This is a genomic window from Rhodococcus sp. IEGM 1341 (assembly GCF_030056895.1).
Classification (GTDB): Bacteria; Actinomycetota; Actinomycetes; order Mycobacteriales; family Mycobacteriaceae; genus Rhodococcoides.
This window is the reverse complement of record NZ_JASHKV010000006.1, coordinates 143,303-161,584: the sequence shown is the minus strand read 5'-3', so window position 1 is coordinate 161,584 and position 18,282 is coordinate 143,303. Positions and strand designations below refer to the sequence as shown.

Here is an 18,282-nt window from a genome sequence, read left to right as displayed (position 1 = left end):
CAGCCCTACTCCCCTCGCGCCCGTCTTCGATCCTCCGGGGTGAAAACCGATGCCGAGCGCGCATCGACACCGGCCGATCGCTTTCGATGCTGATAGTCCGCCACCGAATCAAAGGCCGCCGTCACGCCGACCGATGTCGAAACGTACGTCATCGACTTGCCGCGCTGAAAGCCCAGATCGGCACCCACCTCGACGGCGTCGATGTTCGATCCCAAGAACACGAAGTCCCAGCTGCACTCGGACTCCTGCTGCTGAATCAGCTCCCGCACAGCGGAATTCGTCCACTCCCGGCTCGCGTTCTCGTGACCGTCGGTCATCACGAGAACGGTCACCGAGCCTGGACGCTCGCCCTCCGGCATCGTAGCCAGCCCGGCACCTACCTCGCTGACGAGTCGGCCGATCGCGTCGTACAACGCGGTGCTTCCCCGCGGCTCGAGCACAAGCGGGTCGACGTCCTCGATGGGTGTGTTGTCGTAGACCAGCTCGTACCGGTCGTCGAACTGTGCGAGCGTGACCACGGTCCGACCGTCGGCCTCACGCTCCCTGGCAATGAACGAATCGAATCCGCCGCGGGTGTCGTCGGCGATGGAATGCATCGAACCGGACCTGTCGAGCAAAGCAGCAACGAGAGATAGTTTCGGGTTGGTCATTGTTTCCTTCCGTGGGACGCAGCCTGAGCTGCGTCGAATGAATTGAATTGCGGGATAACGGAAGAGCGAATAGCGACGGCTACCGCAGCGCAACCGTCGTACCGCCCGAGAACGCCGAATCATACAGCTCGATTTCCGCAGGCACGGTCCCGACGGGGACGTCGAACACGACGGTCGTGTCCAGCGCGTTGCCCGGGTTGATTTGCTCGTAGCCGATGCCCTCGTCGAGGTAGGCAGTTGCGAGGCTGTCAACCGAGTACTGCTTGCCGTCGGCGTCGAGCAACTTCTGCGAGGACGCGTCCAAGCTCTGTGCTCGGTCGCCGATGTTGCGCACGGTCATCGTCACCTGAACGAACTCGCCCTGAGCGGTCTGCGTCAAGTACTCCGAGCCGACCGTCGCGACGGGTGGTGCGACCTCGGTGACGACGAACTCGAACTTGCCGTCGCGCACCGGGACACCGATCCCCGGACTACTCGGCTCGGCCGGTGCCGCAGGAGCCGCTTCCTCCGACGCCGAGGACCCGGCCGGCGCGGGAGCGGTCGGGGTCTCGGATGAACCACCACCGATGAGCCGAATGAGGACACCCAGCACGACGATCGCCAGGATGACGGTCAGGATCTTGTGTCGGGCAAACCAACTCTTCTTCTGCTCGGGAGCGGGCGGGGCGTACGGCTGCTGCGGGGGGTTCGGATTGTGGTTGGTCATGTCGAAATTCCTTTCGTTCGGCGATGCACCAACAACACCGCAGTCGGCCGTGTCCGCGCCTCGGCAGACCGGACGGTGCACCTCCTCCTTTCGGTCGCAACAGACGGCAATGCGGGCCGATCGGGCGATCCGCCGTGTCGGTGCTCGGCCGTACGCTGCAGTTCGTGAGCACCCACCGAACAGGCACCCTGCGCCGCAAAGCCTGGACTACGGCGGCGGTGACCTTCAGCCTGTTCTGCTCGATGATGACCGCGGGGTTGGCAGGCTCGTCCGGGACGCCGGGGTGGAACCTGGGCATCGGCGTCACGCTCAATCTTCTGGCGGGCGTCGCCTTGATCTGGCGACACGAACGGCCATGGGTCGTTCTGGGACTGGCGTTGGCCGGACCGCTGTTCTTCGCAACCGACGCGACAGCAGCATTGATTTCGCTGTTTGCCGTCGGTGCGTTCGCACGCACCAAGCCGCTGATGTTGGCTGCCGTCGCGGTGTATCTCGCGTGCGGGGTGTCGTTGACGTACGACGCGCATCGCAGTCGGTACTACTCCGTGCTGACCCTCGGCTCGACGAAGGCCGAGGATGGGTCCATTCCGGTGGAGTGGGACGTCCCAGCCTGGATTCCGTGGGTCGTCGCAGCAGTGCTCGTCGGGTTGGTCGTGGGTGGAGCAGTGCTGCGCCGGACACGATCCGACCTGACGGAGGCCGTTGTCACGCGAGACAAGGTGACGGTGGAGTCCAACGCTCTTCGTGAGGAGATGCTGCTGAATGCGGAACGTGCCCGCATCGCCCGCGACATGCACGACACCCTCGCTGCCAGCCTCAGTCGCATCTCGCTGTTCGCAGGCGGAATGCAGGTCAACAGCGCCGATGGACCCGAGAAGGTAGCTCAAACTGCGTCGTTGATTCGGCAGACCGCGCACGATGCGCTCGATGAGCTCAAGCGCATCATCGGCGTGCTGCGCGGATCGGCCGATGCCTCGAGCGGTGGCCGGCAAAGTGTCGAGGGCATCTCCGATCTGGTGCACTCGGCGCGGGACGCGGGCCTGCACACGACGATGATGCTCGACGTGACGCCCGGTGAGATTGGGGCTGCGAGCAGTCATGTGGCGTATCGGGTGGTGCAGGAATCGCTCACCAATGCGCAGAAGCACGCTGCCGGTTCGACCATAAGGGTGGCGGTGCACGGGTCCGATCAGGCGGGCGTTCGTGTGGAGGTGCGCAATCAGCTGATGGGGCAACCGGCGTTTGCGCATGGGTCGGGTACGGGGTTGGCCGGACTGGCCGAACAGGTTCGCGGGGTGGGCGGGACGTTCAGTGCCGGTGCGCAGCCGGACGAGTTCGTGGTCTCGTGCTGGTTGCCGTGGTACTCCTGACGGGCAGTGTCGGAGTCGCGTTCTAAGCTCAGCGAACCATGACAGCGCCAGCCGTGATTACCGTTCTGATCGTCGACGACGACCCCTTCGTTCGGCGTGGCGTGACCGATATCTTCGCGAAGACCTCGGACATTTCGGTGGTGGCCGACGTGGAGGACGGCGACCAGGTGCCTGCTGCGGTGGCGGCGTTCCGGCCGCATGTGGTGCTGATGGATCTTCAGATGCGCCGGATCGGCGGGCTGGCCTCCACTCGCGAGTTGATGACGCTCGCCCATCCACCCAAGGTCATTGCGATGACGGCGATGGATGTGGACGATCTGGTGGTACGGGCGATCGAGGCGGGAGCCCACAGCTTTCTGAGCAAAAGCGAGGCACCCGAGACGTTCCATCAGTCGGTTCGAGCAGTGGCATCCGGAAACACTCTGTTCAGTGAGGACTCGCTCCGGAAAATTGTGGCAACGTCGGTGTTGCCGGTGGCCCGGCGATCTGTGTCGATGGACGTGCTGAGCCCTCGGGAGCGAGATGTGTTGCGCATCTTAGCTACTGGTTCGACCAATGCGGATATTTCCTCCGAGTTGTACCTCAGCGAGACGACGGTGAAGACTCATATTTCCGGGATCTTCGTGAAGCTCGGGGTCCGCAATCGAGTCGAGGCGGCATTGGCTGCCTTCCGGGCGGGAATGGTCACGTGAGCGAGCCGATCCAGAACCGCTAATCACCAATTGAATTCAGTGTCCACGTATCTCGCGTCCTTATTGGTACCTTCACTCTGCCCGTATCAATCTGCACGAGGAGCCACGTGACCACACCGGTTACCGACCAGACCACAACGAGCACGCTGACCGGACATGTGTTCGTAGTTCGCGGTCTTCTCGAATCCATTGCGTGCGATGCGGTCATTGTGCCCACCAGCTCCAGCTTTCGCCCGCGCTACACGTGGTTCTCGGTCCTCGGTGTCAAGGACGGCACGGCACCGTTCGGCGCAGTCGACGATCGAGTCAGATCCTTCCCCACCGCCTCGAATCACGGCCCCGCGTGGCTGCTGAATGTGGCTCACGACGGTCACAGATCGGTCGACTGGTTGGTCGACGGTCTCAGAGCCGCGTTCGATCGAATCGCGTCCGAACTCGCATCGCGAAGCCTCGGTGATGGTCGGGTTCGTCCTCTCATTGCTCTTCCCACTTTGGGCGTAGGTCAAGGCGGGTACGAGGGTGTCCGAGGACAGGTGATACGAGCTCTTCATTCGACGGCAATGGACTTCGTCGCTCATTCGGACTTCGACGTCGTGTTCGTGGTCGAGAATGCAGCCGACTACGCTGCCTTCCAGTCCATACGCAAGGCCGCATCGAACGAAGGGCATGATCAAGCCCGACGGCTGGCCGAGCTCATTGCAGGCGGTGACGTCGCACTCCTTCTCGGCGCGGGTGTCAGCATTTCCGCCGGTCTGCCGACCTGGGACAACCTGCTGCGTCAGCTCAAGAACACGCTCCTTCCCGATCTCGATCCCGAGGTGTTCTCAGAACTCGGAGTACTAGATCAGGCACAGCTGCTCGCGAACTCGAGCCCATCGAAAGCGTTGGGGCACAGCGTCTCGCAGCTGATCAGATCGGTCGGAGTCAAGAAGCCGACGCTCTCACATTGCCTGTTGGCATCGCTCAACGTCGCTAAAATCGTCACCACCAATTACGACTCGTTGTACGAGGACGCATTCAATGCAGCTCACCGATCTGCATCGATCTCTGTTCTACCTCGAGGTGACGTGGTGGCAGATCAGCCGTGGCTCTTGAAGATGCACGGCGACGTCGAAGATCCGGACAGCATCGTTCTCAGTCGGCGCGATTTCGTGCAGTACGACGCGGAGCGCCGCCCTCTGGGTTCGATCGTCCAGTCACTGATGTCCACCGGTCATCTCGTGGTCATCGGTGCGTCGATGACCGATGACAACGTGCTCCGGCTGGCGCACGAGGTGCTGGCCATGAATGCCAGGTACGACCAGGAAAGAGTTCTCGGAACAGTCATCACTCTGCGGCCCGACGCGATCCGAAGCGCGTTGTGGAAGGGCGACTTCGACTTCGTCCCCGCGTCGACGGCTCCGACCGACAGAATCGCCGCGCGCGATCTCGAAATTCTGCTCGACCGAGTCGCCATGCACGCGAGCGAACAATCTCGCTATCTCTTGGACCCCAGGTACGCCGAGCTCCTCGCCGAGGACGAACAGCGCCTCGCCCGCACACTGAGGGGAGTCGCCGGTGCAATCGACGGGATGTCGACAGAGTCGAAGAACCGATGGACGGCGCTCAGCATGGTGATCTCCGAATTGGGGCACACGCAGAACAACGAGTAGTCACTCGGCTGGGGTGCGCGACGGGCTGCAGTGTCGCGCGCATCTTGAGCTGTCTTTGTCGAAAGACCGATGTGTCACTCCCCGTAGCTACAACAGGGACTGGGGGCGCATAAGCACGGATCTTCGACAAACCTGTCGGTGCCCTCGTGTACACATGAAGTTGCAGGCAGTCCGGTACTCCGGACTCCACTTTCGCCGACCTTCTCGGCAACACCTTCGCTCGACACAGAGGAGAACTATGGAACAAACACGCCTCGGGCCCAACGACATACCCGCTGGAGATCCCGGATTCATGGTCGTTATCGAGGTCGACCATCCGCTTTCGGACCTCACGCCCCAACGGCGTACGGAACTGCGTCGGAGCGTCGACATGGAGTCAGCACACGTGGAGGAGTCCGTGTTCGGGAATGCCCGGGTTGTCTTCCACACCGCCCACTGTGGATGGTGGGACGCAGGACGTCTCGCCCTCCGAACAGAAGAAAACGTCCGCCTGACGTGGCCTACCGTCGGAATCGAAATCTGCCGCGCCGACGTGTGGAGCGACGAACCGTTCTTCGATCACGAGCCCCACGGTCTCGGCGCGCTACCCGACTGGTGCCATCGGAGCGATCCACGACGCCATTCGACGGTGATCGTCGAGGTCGAACCCGAAGGCGAAGTACCTTCACGCCTGCGAGACTCAGACCTGGTGAGCGTCATGTACACGCCGCGGGATGCACGAACGAGTCGTTCCTCCACCGGCCGACCACAGATGATCGTGGAGCAGCACTTCCATGCCGCCAGCGCCGCGATGTCGACGGCCAAACCCGCAATTTCGATCGGCATGAATCGATCGATTACCCGTATTCGATCCGTGCGATCCGATGTCTATCGTGCCGAGGTTTCACATCGCGCGACGGCCAACAGTCTCGCAGCGATGCCGCAGATTCCGGACTGGCATTACAACCTCGACGACGAGGGCTATCGATATGTCGTGGTGACCGACCTCCGAGTCCGGCTGGAGGGGTGGAGTGTCGAAAGTATGGATGCCGACGAGACCGTTACGCGAAGTGACTTCACCTTCGGTGCCATCTGGGCCGATCAAAGTGGACGCGCGAACAGCACCGACGACGGCTGGGCGAAGGATGCGTGGGAAGCTCCGGTCGAACCCGGTTCACTAGTCCGTGCGTTCATCGTCGATGGTCGACGGTTGGAGGTCGATCAATGGGACTCGTTGGCCGCATGGATGATCGAGTCGCTGTTCGACAAGCCGGTCGGATTCATCGTCGAGGTGGGTCCCAGCGACTATGTTGCCGACTCCACCGATGACGCCCCGGTAGTGTGCTCGCAGGTGGTCGTCCTGAGCGGCGGCGTGTTGATGCTCAGACGCTCCCGGACCGAGCTTGGCCACCTACTTCTTGCCGATTATTCGGCCTCAGGCCTCCCTCTTGACGAGTGGCAGAACGACGGCCATTTCGAGGACTGCACTGACGGATATCTGTTCACCAAGGACATTCGTCTAGTTGCGCGGTCGTGCATCGCGTGGATCCGAGTCAATGCCGGCGCGAACACGACAGGCAACATCGGTTGTTCCTACCGATTCGCCGACGAGCTACCGCGGTCCTCGTGACGCACCAAGGAGAAGCTACTTTCACCCCAACCGACAGGAGATAGAAGAATGAAAGATCTTGGATCGATCTACCGTGCAACCAAGCTGAAAGACATGGACTCGGCCGCTCTGGTGTTCGCCATCCTGCACGAGATCGACGCCGACCGTGTCGACCGAGCACAGCTTCACAACGCCATGGAGGTGGCTACCGCCGCCCACATGTCGCAAAAGAGGATTGGGCGCGCCGCATACCCGATCGACCCGTACATCGTGCATCCACTCAGGAACGTTCTGCGCCTGATCAGGCTCGGTTGCACCGACACCGATGTTCTCGCCGCGACAGCTCTGCACGACACCGTCGAGGATCAACCGCGGGAGATCGTGTCGATTCTGGATGAGTCAAGGCTATCGGACGGACCGAATCAACAGGCTGCGCTGGACCTCATCACCGAACACTTCAGCCCAGAGACTTCCAGACTGGTTGCCGCAGTGACTAATCCGTCTACTGATGCGGTGCTATCGAAGGCCGAGAAGAACGCCGCCTACGCCGCGCACGTCGCAGAGGTGATCAAAGACCCCAAGGTCTTCCTGGTCAAGTTCGCCGACTTCGTAGACAACGCTGGCAGCGTGAAGTATCTCGAAGACGAGGCCAAGCGAGCGAAGCTTGCAGCCAAATACGCTCCGGTCGTCGCGGTCTTTGCCTCAGCCTTCGACGCCAACCGTAACGGACTGCGTTTGCCTCAGCACGGTCTCGACGCAGTGGATGCTCGGCTGACGGCGTTGTCGGAAAGGATGACCCGCTGATGCAGGCTAGGGGGTCCTTTTCCGCAACAGCCGCAATTATTCACCGAAGCCCACCGTCGGTGCAGGCCGCGCAACCACTTTTTCTCCCATCACCTGCTCACTGAGGAATCTACTCAGTTTCTGAGGGTCTGGTTCGACACGTTCCGCGTCCAATACATATTTCCATGTCGAGTGGTCCGCTGGGTCTGCGAATCGAATGAAACCGACTCCGTGAGCCGCCGCGACGGACCGCACTGCCTTGATGTCACTGCGCAGGGCCGCCGACAGGTGAGCCGGAACATGGACGGCGACGTATGCATGCGTGGCGGCCCTCCGGTGAGCCACGGCCTCGTAGACAGCCGAAACATCAATGGCATTGAAAGGTTTGACCTCGATTGTGGAGACTTCGAGGAATTCACCAGGAACATATTTGAATTTCCGTCGTCGAACAAAGGTGGCGTCGGGCCGCGACCACCGACCGCCGGTTCTCTTGGAGCCGGAGTTTGCGGTATCGTGCACACCCGCCGGTGGTACGGTTTCCGATTCTTTTTGCCAATGATTTTTCAGGGTTTGCACGACTGGCCCGTACAGGGCTGACTCTTTCGTCGAGGCGGGAACGAATTCCCACGGTTCGATATCGTTGCCGTTCACGTCTCGCGTAACCCAACCAGGAGGCGGGCTCACTCTTTTTAGGCTGCCGCGGTGACCTAGGACGACCAGACCCAGCTTCAGGAGTTCCTCCTTGGCCTCTACATATCTTTGCGGGGTCCACCTGAGCCGGGCTGCGAGCGATGTATGACCCGGCGGCGGGTCCGGGCTGTGCAGGAGACTGAGCAACTCATTGGAGTCGAGCTCCATCGGGTATTTTGACGGCAATAGTTCGTCCTTTGATCAGCGGGTCTTCAACCTATTTCTTACCGGATCAGTCCGGGTCAGTCGGTAGCGCCCTCGGAGTGGCCAAAACGGACTTGCGCAATCAAGACAGAGCTCACTGCGGTGTGACCGAAGCTCGATAGCCGTTTGCCAGCGAGAAGTCCGAGATGCCAGCGACTGCGTACGCGATCATTTCCGAGTGTTCCTGCAAACTGCAGCTGTGACTGAACTATCCGTCACCACAGGTTCTTCGATGTCGCTGCGAACCAACGACTCTGCAGCGCAGAGTATTTGAGCGCTTCCTTCCGCTGCCGGGCGTCAGCGGTTGCGACGTCAACAGGTCGACTGTTCGATGCTCAGACTGACACTGCGTACCGGCTGTGCTGGTTTGGGCTCAGGAATCGACTAGAGCACTTCGAGCGGTTGAGTCCGAAGCGGCGAAGTCAGAGACCACAGTCGCCTTGATCGCGCTGCCAAAGGCGTCGACACAGACAACTTCTTCGTCGCACCAGTCCCCCGGCCGACTCACACTAGGACAGCTGCCACTGACTAGCTGCATTGCTCACCGAAGGTCTCCTCAATTCGCCGAACAGGCGGCACTGGCATGAGTGGCTACTCAAGCCAGATCCGCTGCTGGAAGCCACCGCGGCGTGACCGCTTGTCCGCAGCTAATGCGTCCAGGGCCGCGTCGGTCAAGCCGAGATGCTCGGCGAGTGCACGGACTACCTCTAGGACGTCGGCCAGCTCCTCGGGCCTGCACTCCGGAGGTGCGTCACGAAACTCGCGTGCTTCTTCAAACAGTTTGTCGATCAGCGCCTTTCCATAATCCACAGGGTCTAAGGTTCGGAATAGTGGGACACGACCCGAGGCCTCGATGATCGAAGGAATCAAATCACGAACAAGTTTTCCCATGCTCAGTAGTGTGCAGGTATGTCGACTCCCTCGCCCGCTGATCCGCTGACGCTGGGCCAACACCTGGTCAGCGTTCTCGACACCGGCGCACGCGTAGCCACCTACAAACTGGCTGTGTTGGTCGCGTTACTCGAATTCTCCGTCGAGAACGTTCCCGAAGACCACGATTCCGCCGTCGACGTCGATCTCGACGACTTGGCCGAGCGCGTTGTAGGTCTCTACTGGCGGCAGGTACGTGACTTCGACGGTCACTATCTCCGCCAATCGACACAGGAGAGAGCAACGGTTCCCGACGCTGTCCGCGAGTTTGCTCGTGCCACGGCAACGGCCGGGCGAGAAACGCCTTTCGACATCGCGGCACGGAGAAATCCTGGCTTATTCCGCGACATGATCAAGAAGGTGAAGCTCGTTCTCGCCCAACAGCCACTTCATCGCCTGCAGCGGGTGCCGGGCGGGTATGCAGGTGCGTCTTTTTTGTACGATGACAGTTGGATGACCGCCAAGATTGGTCTGACCGCCGTCCTGGCCCACGGCAACCGGATCACGCTGTACCCCGGAGTTTGTTTCGCTCTGGCGCGACTGTCCTCGTTGCTCAAGCCAGCATTGATGCTCGCATGGGTCGACGATGTCCGGCGGAAGAACAGCTTTCTCGCCGAGGACGTGCCGGATCTGGAAGGACATCTGTTCGGGAGCGATCGAGTCTTGCTCGCACGTCCGCGAGCCGCGTTGATCGAGGCGTTCGGCCCATCCTGCTTCTACTGTTCGACGCGTGTAGGAGCGGAGGCGCATGTCGATCATGTGCTTCCGTGGTCGAGGGTGGGCATCGACGGTCTCGCGAACTTGGTGTTGGCATGCCCATCGTGCAATATCAGCAAGTCTCAGCTGCTGCCCGCACGATCACACGTCTTGCGAGCCCTGGACCGCGGCCGCGAACCCATCGCCGAGTTGGCTGCGAGCATCGACTGGCCGGTCCAATTCGATCGAGTGGTCACATCAGCACGGGGACTGTACGCCAGCCAGCCGCCGAGCTCCCCAATATGGCTGGGCCGAAACAAGATCACCGCTCTACAGGTCGATTTCGCTTGGCTGCAGGGATACAACATCGACCTTTCAGACATCGCCGAGCAGTAGTCTTCGACCTACACGAAAAGTTAATTCCAGAGTCGTCCATGCTCGGCCTGTTTGCACCGTTTCGGTCCTTCGTCGTACTGACGACTCTTCGAGCGAACAGCTGGTCACACCGCAATTCTCAAAACGCGGACGTCACCAGTTGGACCGTTCCGTCGAAGTGGCTACCCGGTTCCGCGTCGGGCGGAGCATAGTTGTAGCGATACCTCGCCGGTTCCGCAAGACGATCCTGCACAGATTGCGAAGTCATAGGCCCGATCGGGAATGCGGTCACGATCTGAACATCATCCCCGGACACCGAACCGTAGACCAGCGCAGTGGAATCGGTCATGCGGTCACAGATGTAGACGGTTCGCATCCGCCGACGCCAATCGACGACCTCGTCGACGGCCAACACCGTCCGGCTGTCTGCAGCTGGATCAGTCAGTAACGGCAACACGGCTGACGCGACGCGTTGCATCAAGGGCACCGTCGAAGCAGTCGGAAAGAAGAACGACGGCTTCAACCCGAAGGCTTTCGCAAAATCGTCGGTCAACCAACGCTGCCGTTTGAGGCCGTACGGAGTTTCGACCGAGGAAAGCAAATAGCCGTAGACATGCATGAGTCCCGCGTGCCCGATGGGGAAGTTGAACGCACCGGATACGCCATAATGCAACCAGGAGAACACACGTTCGCTGAACACGGGCGCTTGTACGTTGTCATCGATAACGGTAGACGAGGCCCACTTCGCCATTTCGACTTCATCGCACTTCGACGCCACGACCTGTTCGTCAAACCAGACGGCATCCAAATCAGAAAGAACAGCGCGGCCATCGACAGACTCACTGATGGCTAGTTCGATCCAGGTGAGTATCGACGATATGCCCTCCACGTGAATTCCAATCGCTGTATCGACTGCTGACTGAGTATTTGACAACTCGGGACCACCGCCAATTAGCCTTACACCGAGCTGAAACCTATGCGCCCCCTAGGTGCTGATGCCTTAGGTGGCGCGTAGCCAAACAGCGTGGCGATATCGCCCGTATCCACCGGATCTGTTATCAAACTTGGGTCCGAGCCGACAGCGAGATCCGCTGCGTAAGTGAGCAGCAGCGCGCCCGTCGTGCCCGTACGGAGCTTATCTGCCTCGTCGCCACCCGTATTGAACCGTCCTCCAGCAATGTGCTCGACCGGTTGTCGCTGTCTGAAGGAATTTCCTGAGAAACCAGGACGAGCCGACAACGACGTCGGGTCGACGTTACGACGCTTACGTCGGATGACTGGAACATCGATCGAAACCCCTTCGACTCGAAAGGTACGAGGATTGTTGAGGACGGGAAGTAGAACGGCAAAATCAGTAATGGTCGGAGACGCACCCAGTATTTGCTTCTCTAGAAAGTCCAGGTCAGCGCCGAATTCCCATCCATCCGCCCAGGTGAACTTTTTGAGCGCGTCCAGTATCTCAGCTGCGGGGACCGAAGCGACATATGCTCTAAACGTTTTGTCTCCAGTCTCGCCTTCCACGACATCCTCCAGCTCGAAGTAGTGGAACGTTGAAGGTTCACCGCTGAACCTCTTTAAGATCGGCAAAAAAGCATCGAAATGTGTTCTATTGACTGTACCGTCGCCGCGCTCAGGGTGCCGCATGAAGTCCGTCATCACTCCACCCTTGCCGCGCGTAGTCAGACGCGCGTGGTACATCTTGTTTGCTGCAGCCGGACGGAGCCAAGGGAGTTGCTGAAAAACAAGCGGCCTCACATCTATCGGCCGCAGTGTCGGTATGCCGTCTTCGTCGATCTCGGAGAAGTCGCTTAATTCTTTACGAAACGTCTCCTCATCACTGGTGATTGCCTCGAACGCCTCATAGAGATCGAAAGACCGACCTTTGCCATCCACGACATTGCTTGCGATATACAGCCGCACCAAGTCGCGGTACCCCGGCCGGAACCCGAACCAACGTCCCGCTTGCATCATGGTGTCTGCGCTAATCGAACGACGCATATAGTACGAGATTGTCAAGCCTTCGACGGTAAACCCTCGGCTCAGTTTGGTGCCACCTACAAGAATTTTCCAGACACTTCCGCCTTGAAAGTCGAGCTCCGCTTGAGCGTAGTCGCTGTTATTGTCACCATTCACCACAATAATCGGATGACCACTCGCGATCTTATCGACAGACCTGCCGATAAACTCTTTGAGCTCGTCGAAACTAGCCGGCATCCTGCCTTTTTCCAGAGGACGCGATTGTGAAACCGGATAGAAGTCGTCCTCCCACAGATTTTTCAAGCGACTTAGGCCACGAGGCTCGCTGTAGCCGCTCGAATTCCAAAGCTTCTTCAAATCCAGCCTAGTTTTGTCGTGCTCAGTCTTTTTCACACTTTCATGCACGAGCATCGTATGGTGTTTGAACTGCTTCGATCCGTGAGCCTCACGAAAAAGCTTTATGGCTCCGGTAAGCACGAAGGAGTCGAGCGCCGCCTGACGGCTGGACTTAGACTGCGCCAGGTTAGCGATATCGACCTTGCGTACTCGAGCAAGCTCGTTCGAGTTTCCGATGTCTTTAACATCTTCGTCGGCATGTTCTAGATCGTGAAAATCTGCCCCACCCATGTAGTCTGCAGGGCGATCCAGACTTATGATGAAGTCGCGCGGAAACAGCTGCTCCGGACTCTCAGCATCGATCAAAACGTTTGCGTAAGGCGTGGCTGTGTAGGCTAAGTACTGAGCTCGCGGCATAGCACCTAATAGATTTACAATTGCTTTGTTAATCGCCGTCTTATCGTTGACGGAATTTGTTCGCGGGTTCAGAGTATTGACTGATGCCTGATCGGCCTCATCATCCAGAATAACCGCAGAAAGTTCCTCGAGACGGCCGACCTTGGAAAGATCGGACAGTAGTCGCTCCAGCACGGTTTTATTCTTTTTCACCACTGCCAATCGTACGTTGACGCCCTGCACGTTGACCTCAGAGTAACTCGTAGCTTTAATATCTACGAGCTCACCATTGAGGCGTGGATCGAGTAGCGATAGTTTCGAATTTCCGAGCTCTTCGTAGTCTTTCAGATACGAAGTCAAACGTCGAATTGCTGGAATTGAAGGATCTGTATAAGGATTGACGCTGTGAGATAGGAAATCCGGCCAGTCTTCGTCACTCTGTGCATAGTACTCTGCCGATTCCAACGTTGCCCGGGTCACGTCGTCTGTGGCAGCAATTATGTTTTCTTTTCCCACAAGCTCCATGTCCAACCGTCGCTGAGTTTGACTTCGGAGGAGTTCAATTGTACCCGTCAAGACAATAATCAGCTTATAACCTGCGTCAACAGCCTTAGCAATGACACTTGTAAAATTCGCCGTTTTCCCACTTTGTACGTACCCAACGACTAGGCCTTTAGCCTGGAAAGATTCCGTCCGTCTCGGATCCGCCAGCAGGCCTACTATCTTATCGGTCGATTCATCGATGTCATTGACAACGGAAGGATCCCATCCCTTATCGATCAAAGATCGATAGTAAGCCTGACGATAGAATTCGTGCTCCGCTTTGCGATCTGATGTGTACCACGCGTCCCAGGGCTTCCCGCCGCTTATAACAATTACGCCGCTCTTCTTTGCTAGCGGAAATTTGGCGTCGAGGTTGGCGAAGTCAAGCCCGCCCAATCCCAGCTGACCGTATACGAAATGACGACGTTCCCTCGAAAGGGGTTCGGTGGAGCTAGACCAAGAGTCCGTCGAAGAATCCCACTGCTTGAGGCGTGCAACGAGTCGAGGGCGAACTAAGCTACTAGCTGAGTCATCGAGCAAAAGATCGACTATGTCTTCGACTTCTAGATTGAGGCCAAGCGAACGCGCACAAACGCGGGTTATTTCGTCGATCAGATCGTAGGGTGGCAATCCGGACTGTGCATCGATTTGCGCTACCGCGACCTTTACAAGTTGCGTAGTTTGATCATCGTTCATGAGCACCTTTCCGATCCAGCATTTCATTACCGCTAACTCAAACTTCGCGCCAACTCGTCTTCCGCAGCATCGGTCAAGATGGCCTGCCATATTTCAACATTATCTTTCGCTTTTGCACCAAAAGCCGATCCCCTGAAAACCTCCTCCATAAGCAGGTAGAGGGAGGCCTTCAGAAGAGGCGCATCGTTCATTCCGGAGCGACGCCCCATTGACAAAGTTTTCCTATACCTCTCATTCAACCAGAGCGTTTGCTCTGCGCGATCCACCTCGAAGAATTCGCCTGAACTAATGGCCTTCCAACGGACCTGGACTGGTGGGCGCGGTGCAGACTCCTCATACTCTTCGTCTACGGCCCGTTTTACCGCCGGCGAGAAGCCGGATCCTGGACGGACGACCGCTTCCCTCTTGCGTGACCTAACGTTGCCGGTGCGGAATACCGCCTCGGACTCATTCAAGTAGTTCGAGAATGAGACCCCGCTCTCTGAGACCGCTCTTTCGACTGCATGCCCAAATTCCGGTCGCGGCTGGACGCTGCTTTTCTCCATATTCATGTCGAAGACTTCGGGTAGACTGTCGATATCAAGTTCCACCCTAGCAAGCTGTGTGCGGCGACCATTCGTAAAAATATTCTTCCATCCGCCGGCTTCCAGCAACCGATCGTTTCTGTAGAAGTAGAAGCCCTGCCTCTGAACGGGGTCTTCATTTAGACGGAACTCCAGCGCCTGACTTCGAGCGGGCCATAGGTGCGCCGTAGCGGTGATAGCAGAGGGGCCGACTTCAACTGAGAATCTCATTGGGTACCGGCCATCCCCGCTGCGCCGATAAGCGAAAGGGTTCACTGCATCAACGATCCTCGGCGCTCCAGCGGTGCCGGTATCTGCGTCGTACACATCGATCAATATTCGTATATTCCGCTTTTCGATCAACCGATGTAAAACAAATCCTAGGTGAAATCTCAGGCTGTCGATAGTCCTAGATAGGTACTCGTTTACGACGTTCTCGTTTGTGCCGCTCGGGAAAGTCCGCACGTTGTCCCAGCGAACCATAGTCCCAAATTTCGAGTCAACAGATTCGAGGGCGAGGTCAAGTTGTTCGGCGCACTGAGAGCTCTCAAGGACTTCGCATTCAAAGTTTTGAACACCTTGGCGAGACCAACGCCGCCCCGCTGTATGATGCGTCTTGTCGAATTGGTCCCTTGCGATGACTGTCAACGATTCGGCCTGGCTGAATGACGCGGCCTTTAGCCCCATTCCGTAGTGTCCAAGCGATGACCCGTCGTAGTGATGACGCCTGCCGACCGTCATAGCCGCGTCAATTGCCTGCTCGCTCATTCCGAAGCCGTTGTCCATGATCAACAGTGACGAGGGTCTGCCCTGACGCAACATGAATCGGACAACAATCTTGTTCGCGGTTGCGTCTAGACTGTTGTCAATTAGGTCTGCAACTGCAGTATTCAGGGTATGCGAAAGCCCGATTGCTGCCATTACGTCCGGATCGGGCGGCAGAACCCGCATCTCTACGGCTTCTAAAACGGTGTTCATCGAAGGCGTGGTCATTTCACCGAGCCCGCAATGTTGTCGAGTAGGCGACCGAAAGGAGGTGCGAGTCGTTGACGCGTCGCTGGCAATTCAGGGTATCTCCCAACCGGTGCTCACCTTGAACACGGCCCCGACTCCGCATCCTCTTCGCTCATTCCTATCACAACCTAATGAAATTGGGCGGCGAACCCTCCACTCCTCATTCAACGGCACTTGGCAAGAGCGAACTCGCCTTACCAGTCCACACCACTACCAACTCGTCTCTTGCGCGAGTAGCTGCTACGTACAGCAATGACCTCTCACGCTGCAAGGCATCCTCTCGCTCCCCCTCAGGCAAGGAGTCGATGATGTATGACCGAGGAACCGAGTTCTCTCCAACTCCTACCAGGACAACCTTCGCGAACTCCATGCCCTTGGCCCGGTGCATTGTCATGACTTGGGGAGTTCCCTTCGCAGAGGCGGAACCCCGATCGACGAAGGTAGCCCGCACGTTTCGTTCACCGAGTGCACGCGGAAGCGACTGACCTTCCTTCTTTGTCGATACGAGCAGTCCGATCGACTCCGGATCTGTACCGGCCTCGATCCAGTCCTCGACGAGCTCGGCAACAACCTGGTACTGCTCGGTGAGGTTGGATACCTCTAGGCGGTTCGGCTTCGGCCCGGTTCGGGCCGACCGGTACCCCTCCGACGACTCGATCTGGTCCCCGAGGTCAGTGAACTCAGTGCCCGCAAGAATGCCAAGCGCAAAATGCAGATTCTGCTCAGTGGTGCGGTAGTTCAGCGTCAGCCGCCGCGAGCGGCCCACGATATTGATTCCGTAACGCCCGAGAACTACCCGTTGCCCGTATATCCGCTGGTGAGTGTCCTCGGCAAAGAAGAGGTCGTTCTTGCCCTCGGGTACAAGGGCTCTCAGTAGCAGAAACCTACTTGGGGTTAGATCTTGCGCTTCGTCGACGAGTACGTGGTCCGCCAGATCATTCGTGTCGCCCAATACCGTCGAGGCAATCGCGGCGCGCTCCTCGTAATCGGTCGAACCCGACGCGGCGGATGATGCTCGGTAACCAGCGATGACGTCCCACACCGCATTTCGCTTCGCTCGGTTCAGAGACACACCTCGTCCTGCTCGCTTCACACGTAGATAGTCTTCGCGAGTCGTGACAAGGTTCGGCAGCACGATGAGGCTGTACTCGGCCTCGAAGAACCAGTCCACTTTGAGGTCGCTTGGCAGGTCGACGCCGTATGTCGCGATCGCCTGCTTCCACGCATCCTGGGCCTGGCTCTTGAAGACCTCCGCAGTGCGGGGGCCGAGAACCTGTGCGACTGCTCCGTTTCCGGAGGCTTCGCCACCGAGCGCGGCCTCGTACTTGTGGAGGACGCGGGTCGCGATGGAGTCGACTCCCGCGATGAACACGCCGGACTGACCCAGATCGGTTGTCAGAGGAACCGACGCATCCAGTTGACGAAATTGTATTCGCAGGCTTTCGGCAAGGGTTGAACCGTAGGTGGTGAGCACAATCCGCGCTGCCGGATTCTTTCGGTAAAGCTCGCGTGCGCGATGCAGGAGGACGACAGTCTTGCCAGTTCCCGCTCCACCCGTCAGGCGGAATGGCCCGTTGGTGTCACGCCCCGCGTAGGTTCGCTGTTCCGGGTGTAGGAAGATACGCCACGCCGCGAAATCCGACCGCTCGATCGCTTCGCGAAGCTCGTCGTTGTCCTCGATGAAGGCAAACTCCATCTGTGCGGCGGGATGCCGCAGTGCCTTGAGCAGCTTGTCGTCATCGGTGCCCTCGTCCGAAGTATCGGTGTCGAGGGTGTACTTGTCTTTGATGTCGGTCAGAGACGTACCAGTAAAGATATCCACGAGGGCGGTGCCTTGCCAGGTCGCGGGTGCCGACTCGGCATACTCCAGTAGCGCGTCCGGGTCGTTGATGTCCAATGCACCCGCGGCAAAATCGTGATCCATCCCCAGATCGGCCAGATGCTCTACCGTGAATTCCCTTTCCCGCAACGTTTTCTCTGCATGGGAGTCAGGAAGCTCCAGCGCTTCCGCCCGTGCAGCCGTCACCGTGGGAGCGACGAAAACGGGCGGAAGATCTTCTACCGGCAACAGTTCAGCCACACCGTTGCGCGGGTTGATCGTCATTCGGCGAGTTTGAGCAATCTTGATTGCCTCGTCGTGCTGAAACGTTCCGATGAAGACGTAGGACGCCTCCTGTCCACTCCCCTGAAGTTTGAACAACACTGCTCGGTTGGACAGGTCCACGCGGCCAGTTCGCGCGCGGGGATCAGCCGAGTTGTTGATCGGCTCGATGTGCAGACTCTTGTTGTCGTCGTTCGCTGACAACTTCGCAAGGAATGCGTAGGTCGCTTTGTGAAGACTTCCATCGATCTTGTCCAGCCCACGACCGATCACAATCTGGGGCACTGAATCGCCTTCCTTCTGAACCAACGGTCAACTAT

14 protein-coding genes are annotated in these 18,282 nt (G+C 58.6%); 6 read left to right on the top strand and 8 right to left on the bottom strand.

The window, feature by feature from the left end; translation table 11 throughout:
• Window positions 1-5: 5 nt before the first annotated feature.
• Complete coding sequence (locus QM615_RS15435; protein WP_283347620.1) at window positions 6-650, bottom strand: vWA domain-containing protein; 645 nt, start codon at window positions 648-650, stop codon at window positions 6-8.
• Window positions 651-729: 79 nt separating this feature from the next.
• Window positions 730-1,356, bottom strand: coding sequence for a DUF4352 domain-containing protein (locus QM615_RS15430; protein ID WP_283347619.1), 627 nt, complete (start codon window positions 1,354-1,356; stop codon window positions 730-732).
• 134 nt (window positions 1,357-1,490) lie between these two features.
• Here QM615_RS15430 and QM615_RS15425 point away from each other — a divergent pair, with 134 nt between their 5' ends.
• The 5 genes from QM615_RS15425 (at window position 1,491) to QM615_RS15405 (ending at window position 7,462) form a co-directional block, all read left to right on the top strand.
• Window positions 1,491-2,726 carry a histidine kinase gene (locus tag QM615_RS15425; RefSeq protein ID WP_283347618.1) on the top strand — a complete coding sequence of 412 codons (1,236 nt, stop codon included), beginning with the start codon at window positions 1,491-1,493 and terminating at the stop codon, window positions 2,724-2,726.
• Between the two features lie 38 nt (window positions 2,727-2,764).
• The gene (locus QM615_RS15420) at window positions 2,765-3,418 is read left to right on the top strand and encodes a response regulator (protein WP_283347617.1); all 654 of its coding nucleotides are present in this window, start codon (window positions 2,765-2,767) and stop codon (window positions 3,416-3,418) included.
• Between the two features lie 107 nt (window positions 3,419-3,525).
• Entirely contained in the window at window positions 3,526-5,070 is a 1,545-nt protein-coding gene (locus QM615_RS15415; protein ID WP_283347616.1) for an SIR2 family protein, read from the top strand.
• Between the two features lie 238 nt (window positions 5,071-5,308).
• Window positions 5,309-6,679, top strand: coding sequence for a hypothetical protein (locus tag QM615_RS15410; protein WP_283347615.1), 1,371 nt, complete (start codon window positions 5,309-5,311; stop codon window positions 6,677-6,679).
• A 48-nt stretch (window positions 6,680-6,727) separates the two neighbouring features.
• Window positions 6,728-7,462 carry an HD domain-containing protein gene (locus QM615_RS15405; RefSeq protein WP_283347614.1) on the top strand — a complete coding sequence of 245 codons (735 nt, stop codon included), beginning with the start codon at window positions 6,728-6,730 and terminating at the stop codon, window positions 7,460-7,462.
• Window positions 7,463-7,498: 36 nt separating this feature from the next.
• Here QM615_RS15405 and QM615_RS15400 read toward each other — a convergent pair whose 3' ends face one another.
• Window positions 7,499-8,092, bottom strand: a complete 594-nt coding sequence (locus tag QM615_RS15400) for a hypothetical protein (RefSeq protein WP_283347613.1) — start codon at window positions 8,090-8,092, stop codon at window positions 7,499-7,501.
• An 834-nt stretch (window positions 8,093-8,926) separates the two neighbouring features.
• Entirely contained in the window at window positions 8,927-9,226 is a 300-nt protein-coding gene (locus tag QM615_RS15395; RefSeq protein ID WP_283347612.1) for a nucleoside triphosphate pyrophosphohydrolase, read from the bottom strand.
• An 18-nt stretch (window positions 9,227-9,244) separates the two neighbouring features.
• Here QM615_RS15395 and QM615_RS15390 point away from each other — a divergent pair, with 18 nt between their 5' ends.
• Window positions 9,245-10,357, top strand: a complete 1,113-nt coding sequence (locus QM615_RS15390) for an HNH endonuclease (RefSeq protein ID WP_283347611.1) — start codon at window positions 9,245-9,247, stop codon at window positions 10,355-10,357.
• Window positions 10,358-10,475: 118 nt separating this feature from the next.
• Here the strand turns inward: QM615_RS15390 and QM615_RS15385 are convergent, their stop codons facing one another.
• The 4 genes from QM615_RS15385 to QM615_RS15370 all read right to left on the bottom strand — a co-directional run bounded on the left by QM615_RS15385 (window position 10,476) and on the right by QM615_RS15370 (window position 18,271).
• Window positions 10,476-11,225: a hypothetical protein gene (locus tag QM615_RS15385; RefSeq protein WP_283347610.1), complete on the bottom strand. Its 750-nt coding sequence runs from the start codon at window positions 11,223-11,225 to the stop codon at window positions 10,476-10,478.
• A 68-nt stretch (window positions 11,226-11,293) separates the two neighbouring features.
• Complete coding sequence (locus QM615_RS15380) at window positions 11,294-14,284, bottom strand: Z1 domain-containing protein (protein WP_283347609.1); 2,991 nt, start codon at window positions 14,282-14,284, stop codon at window positions 11,294-11,296.
• Window positions 14,285-14,316: 32 nt separating this feature from the next.
• On the bottom strand, window positions 14,317-15,840 hold the full coding sequence (locus tag QM615_RS15375; RefSeq protein ID WP_283347608.1) for an ATP-binding protein: 1,524 nt from the start codon (window positions 15,838-15,840) through the stop codon (window positions 14,317-14,319).
• Window positions 15,841-16,021: 181 nt separating this feature from the next.
• Window positions 16,022-18,271, bottom strand: coding sequence for a 3'-5' exonuclease (locus QM615_RS15370; RefSeq protein ID WP_283347607.1), 2,250 nt, complete (start codon window positions 18,269-18,271; stop codon window positions 16,022-16,024).
• Window positions 18,272-18,282: the final 11 nt, after the last annotated feature.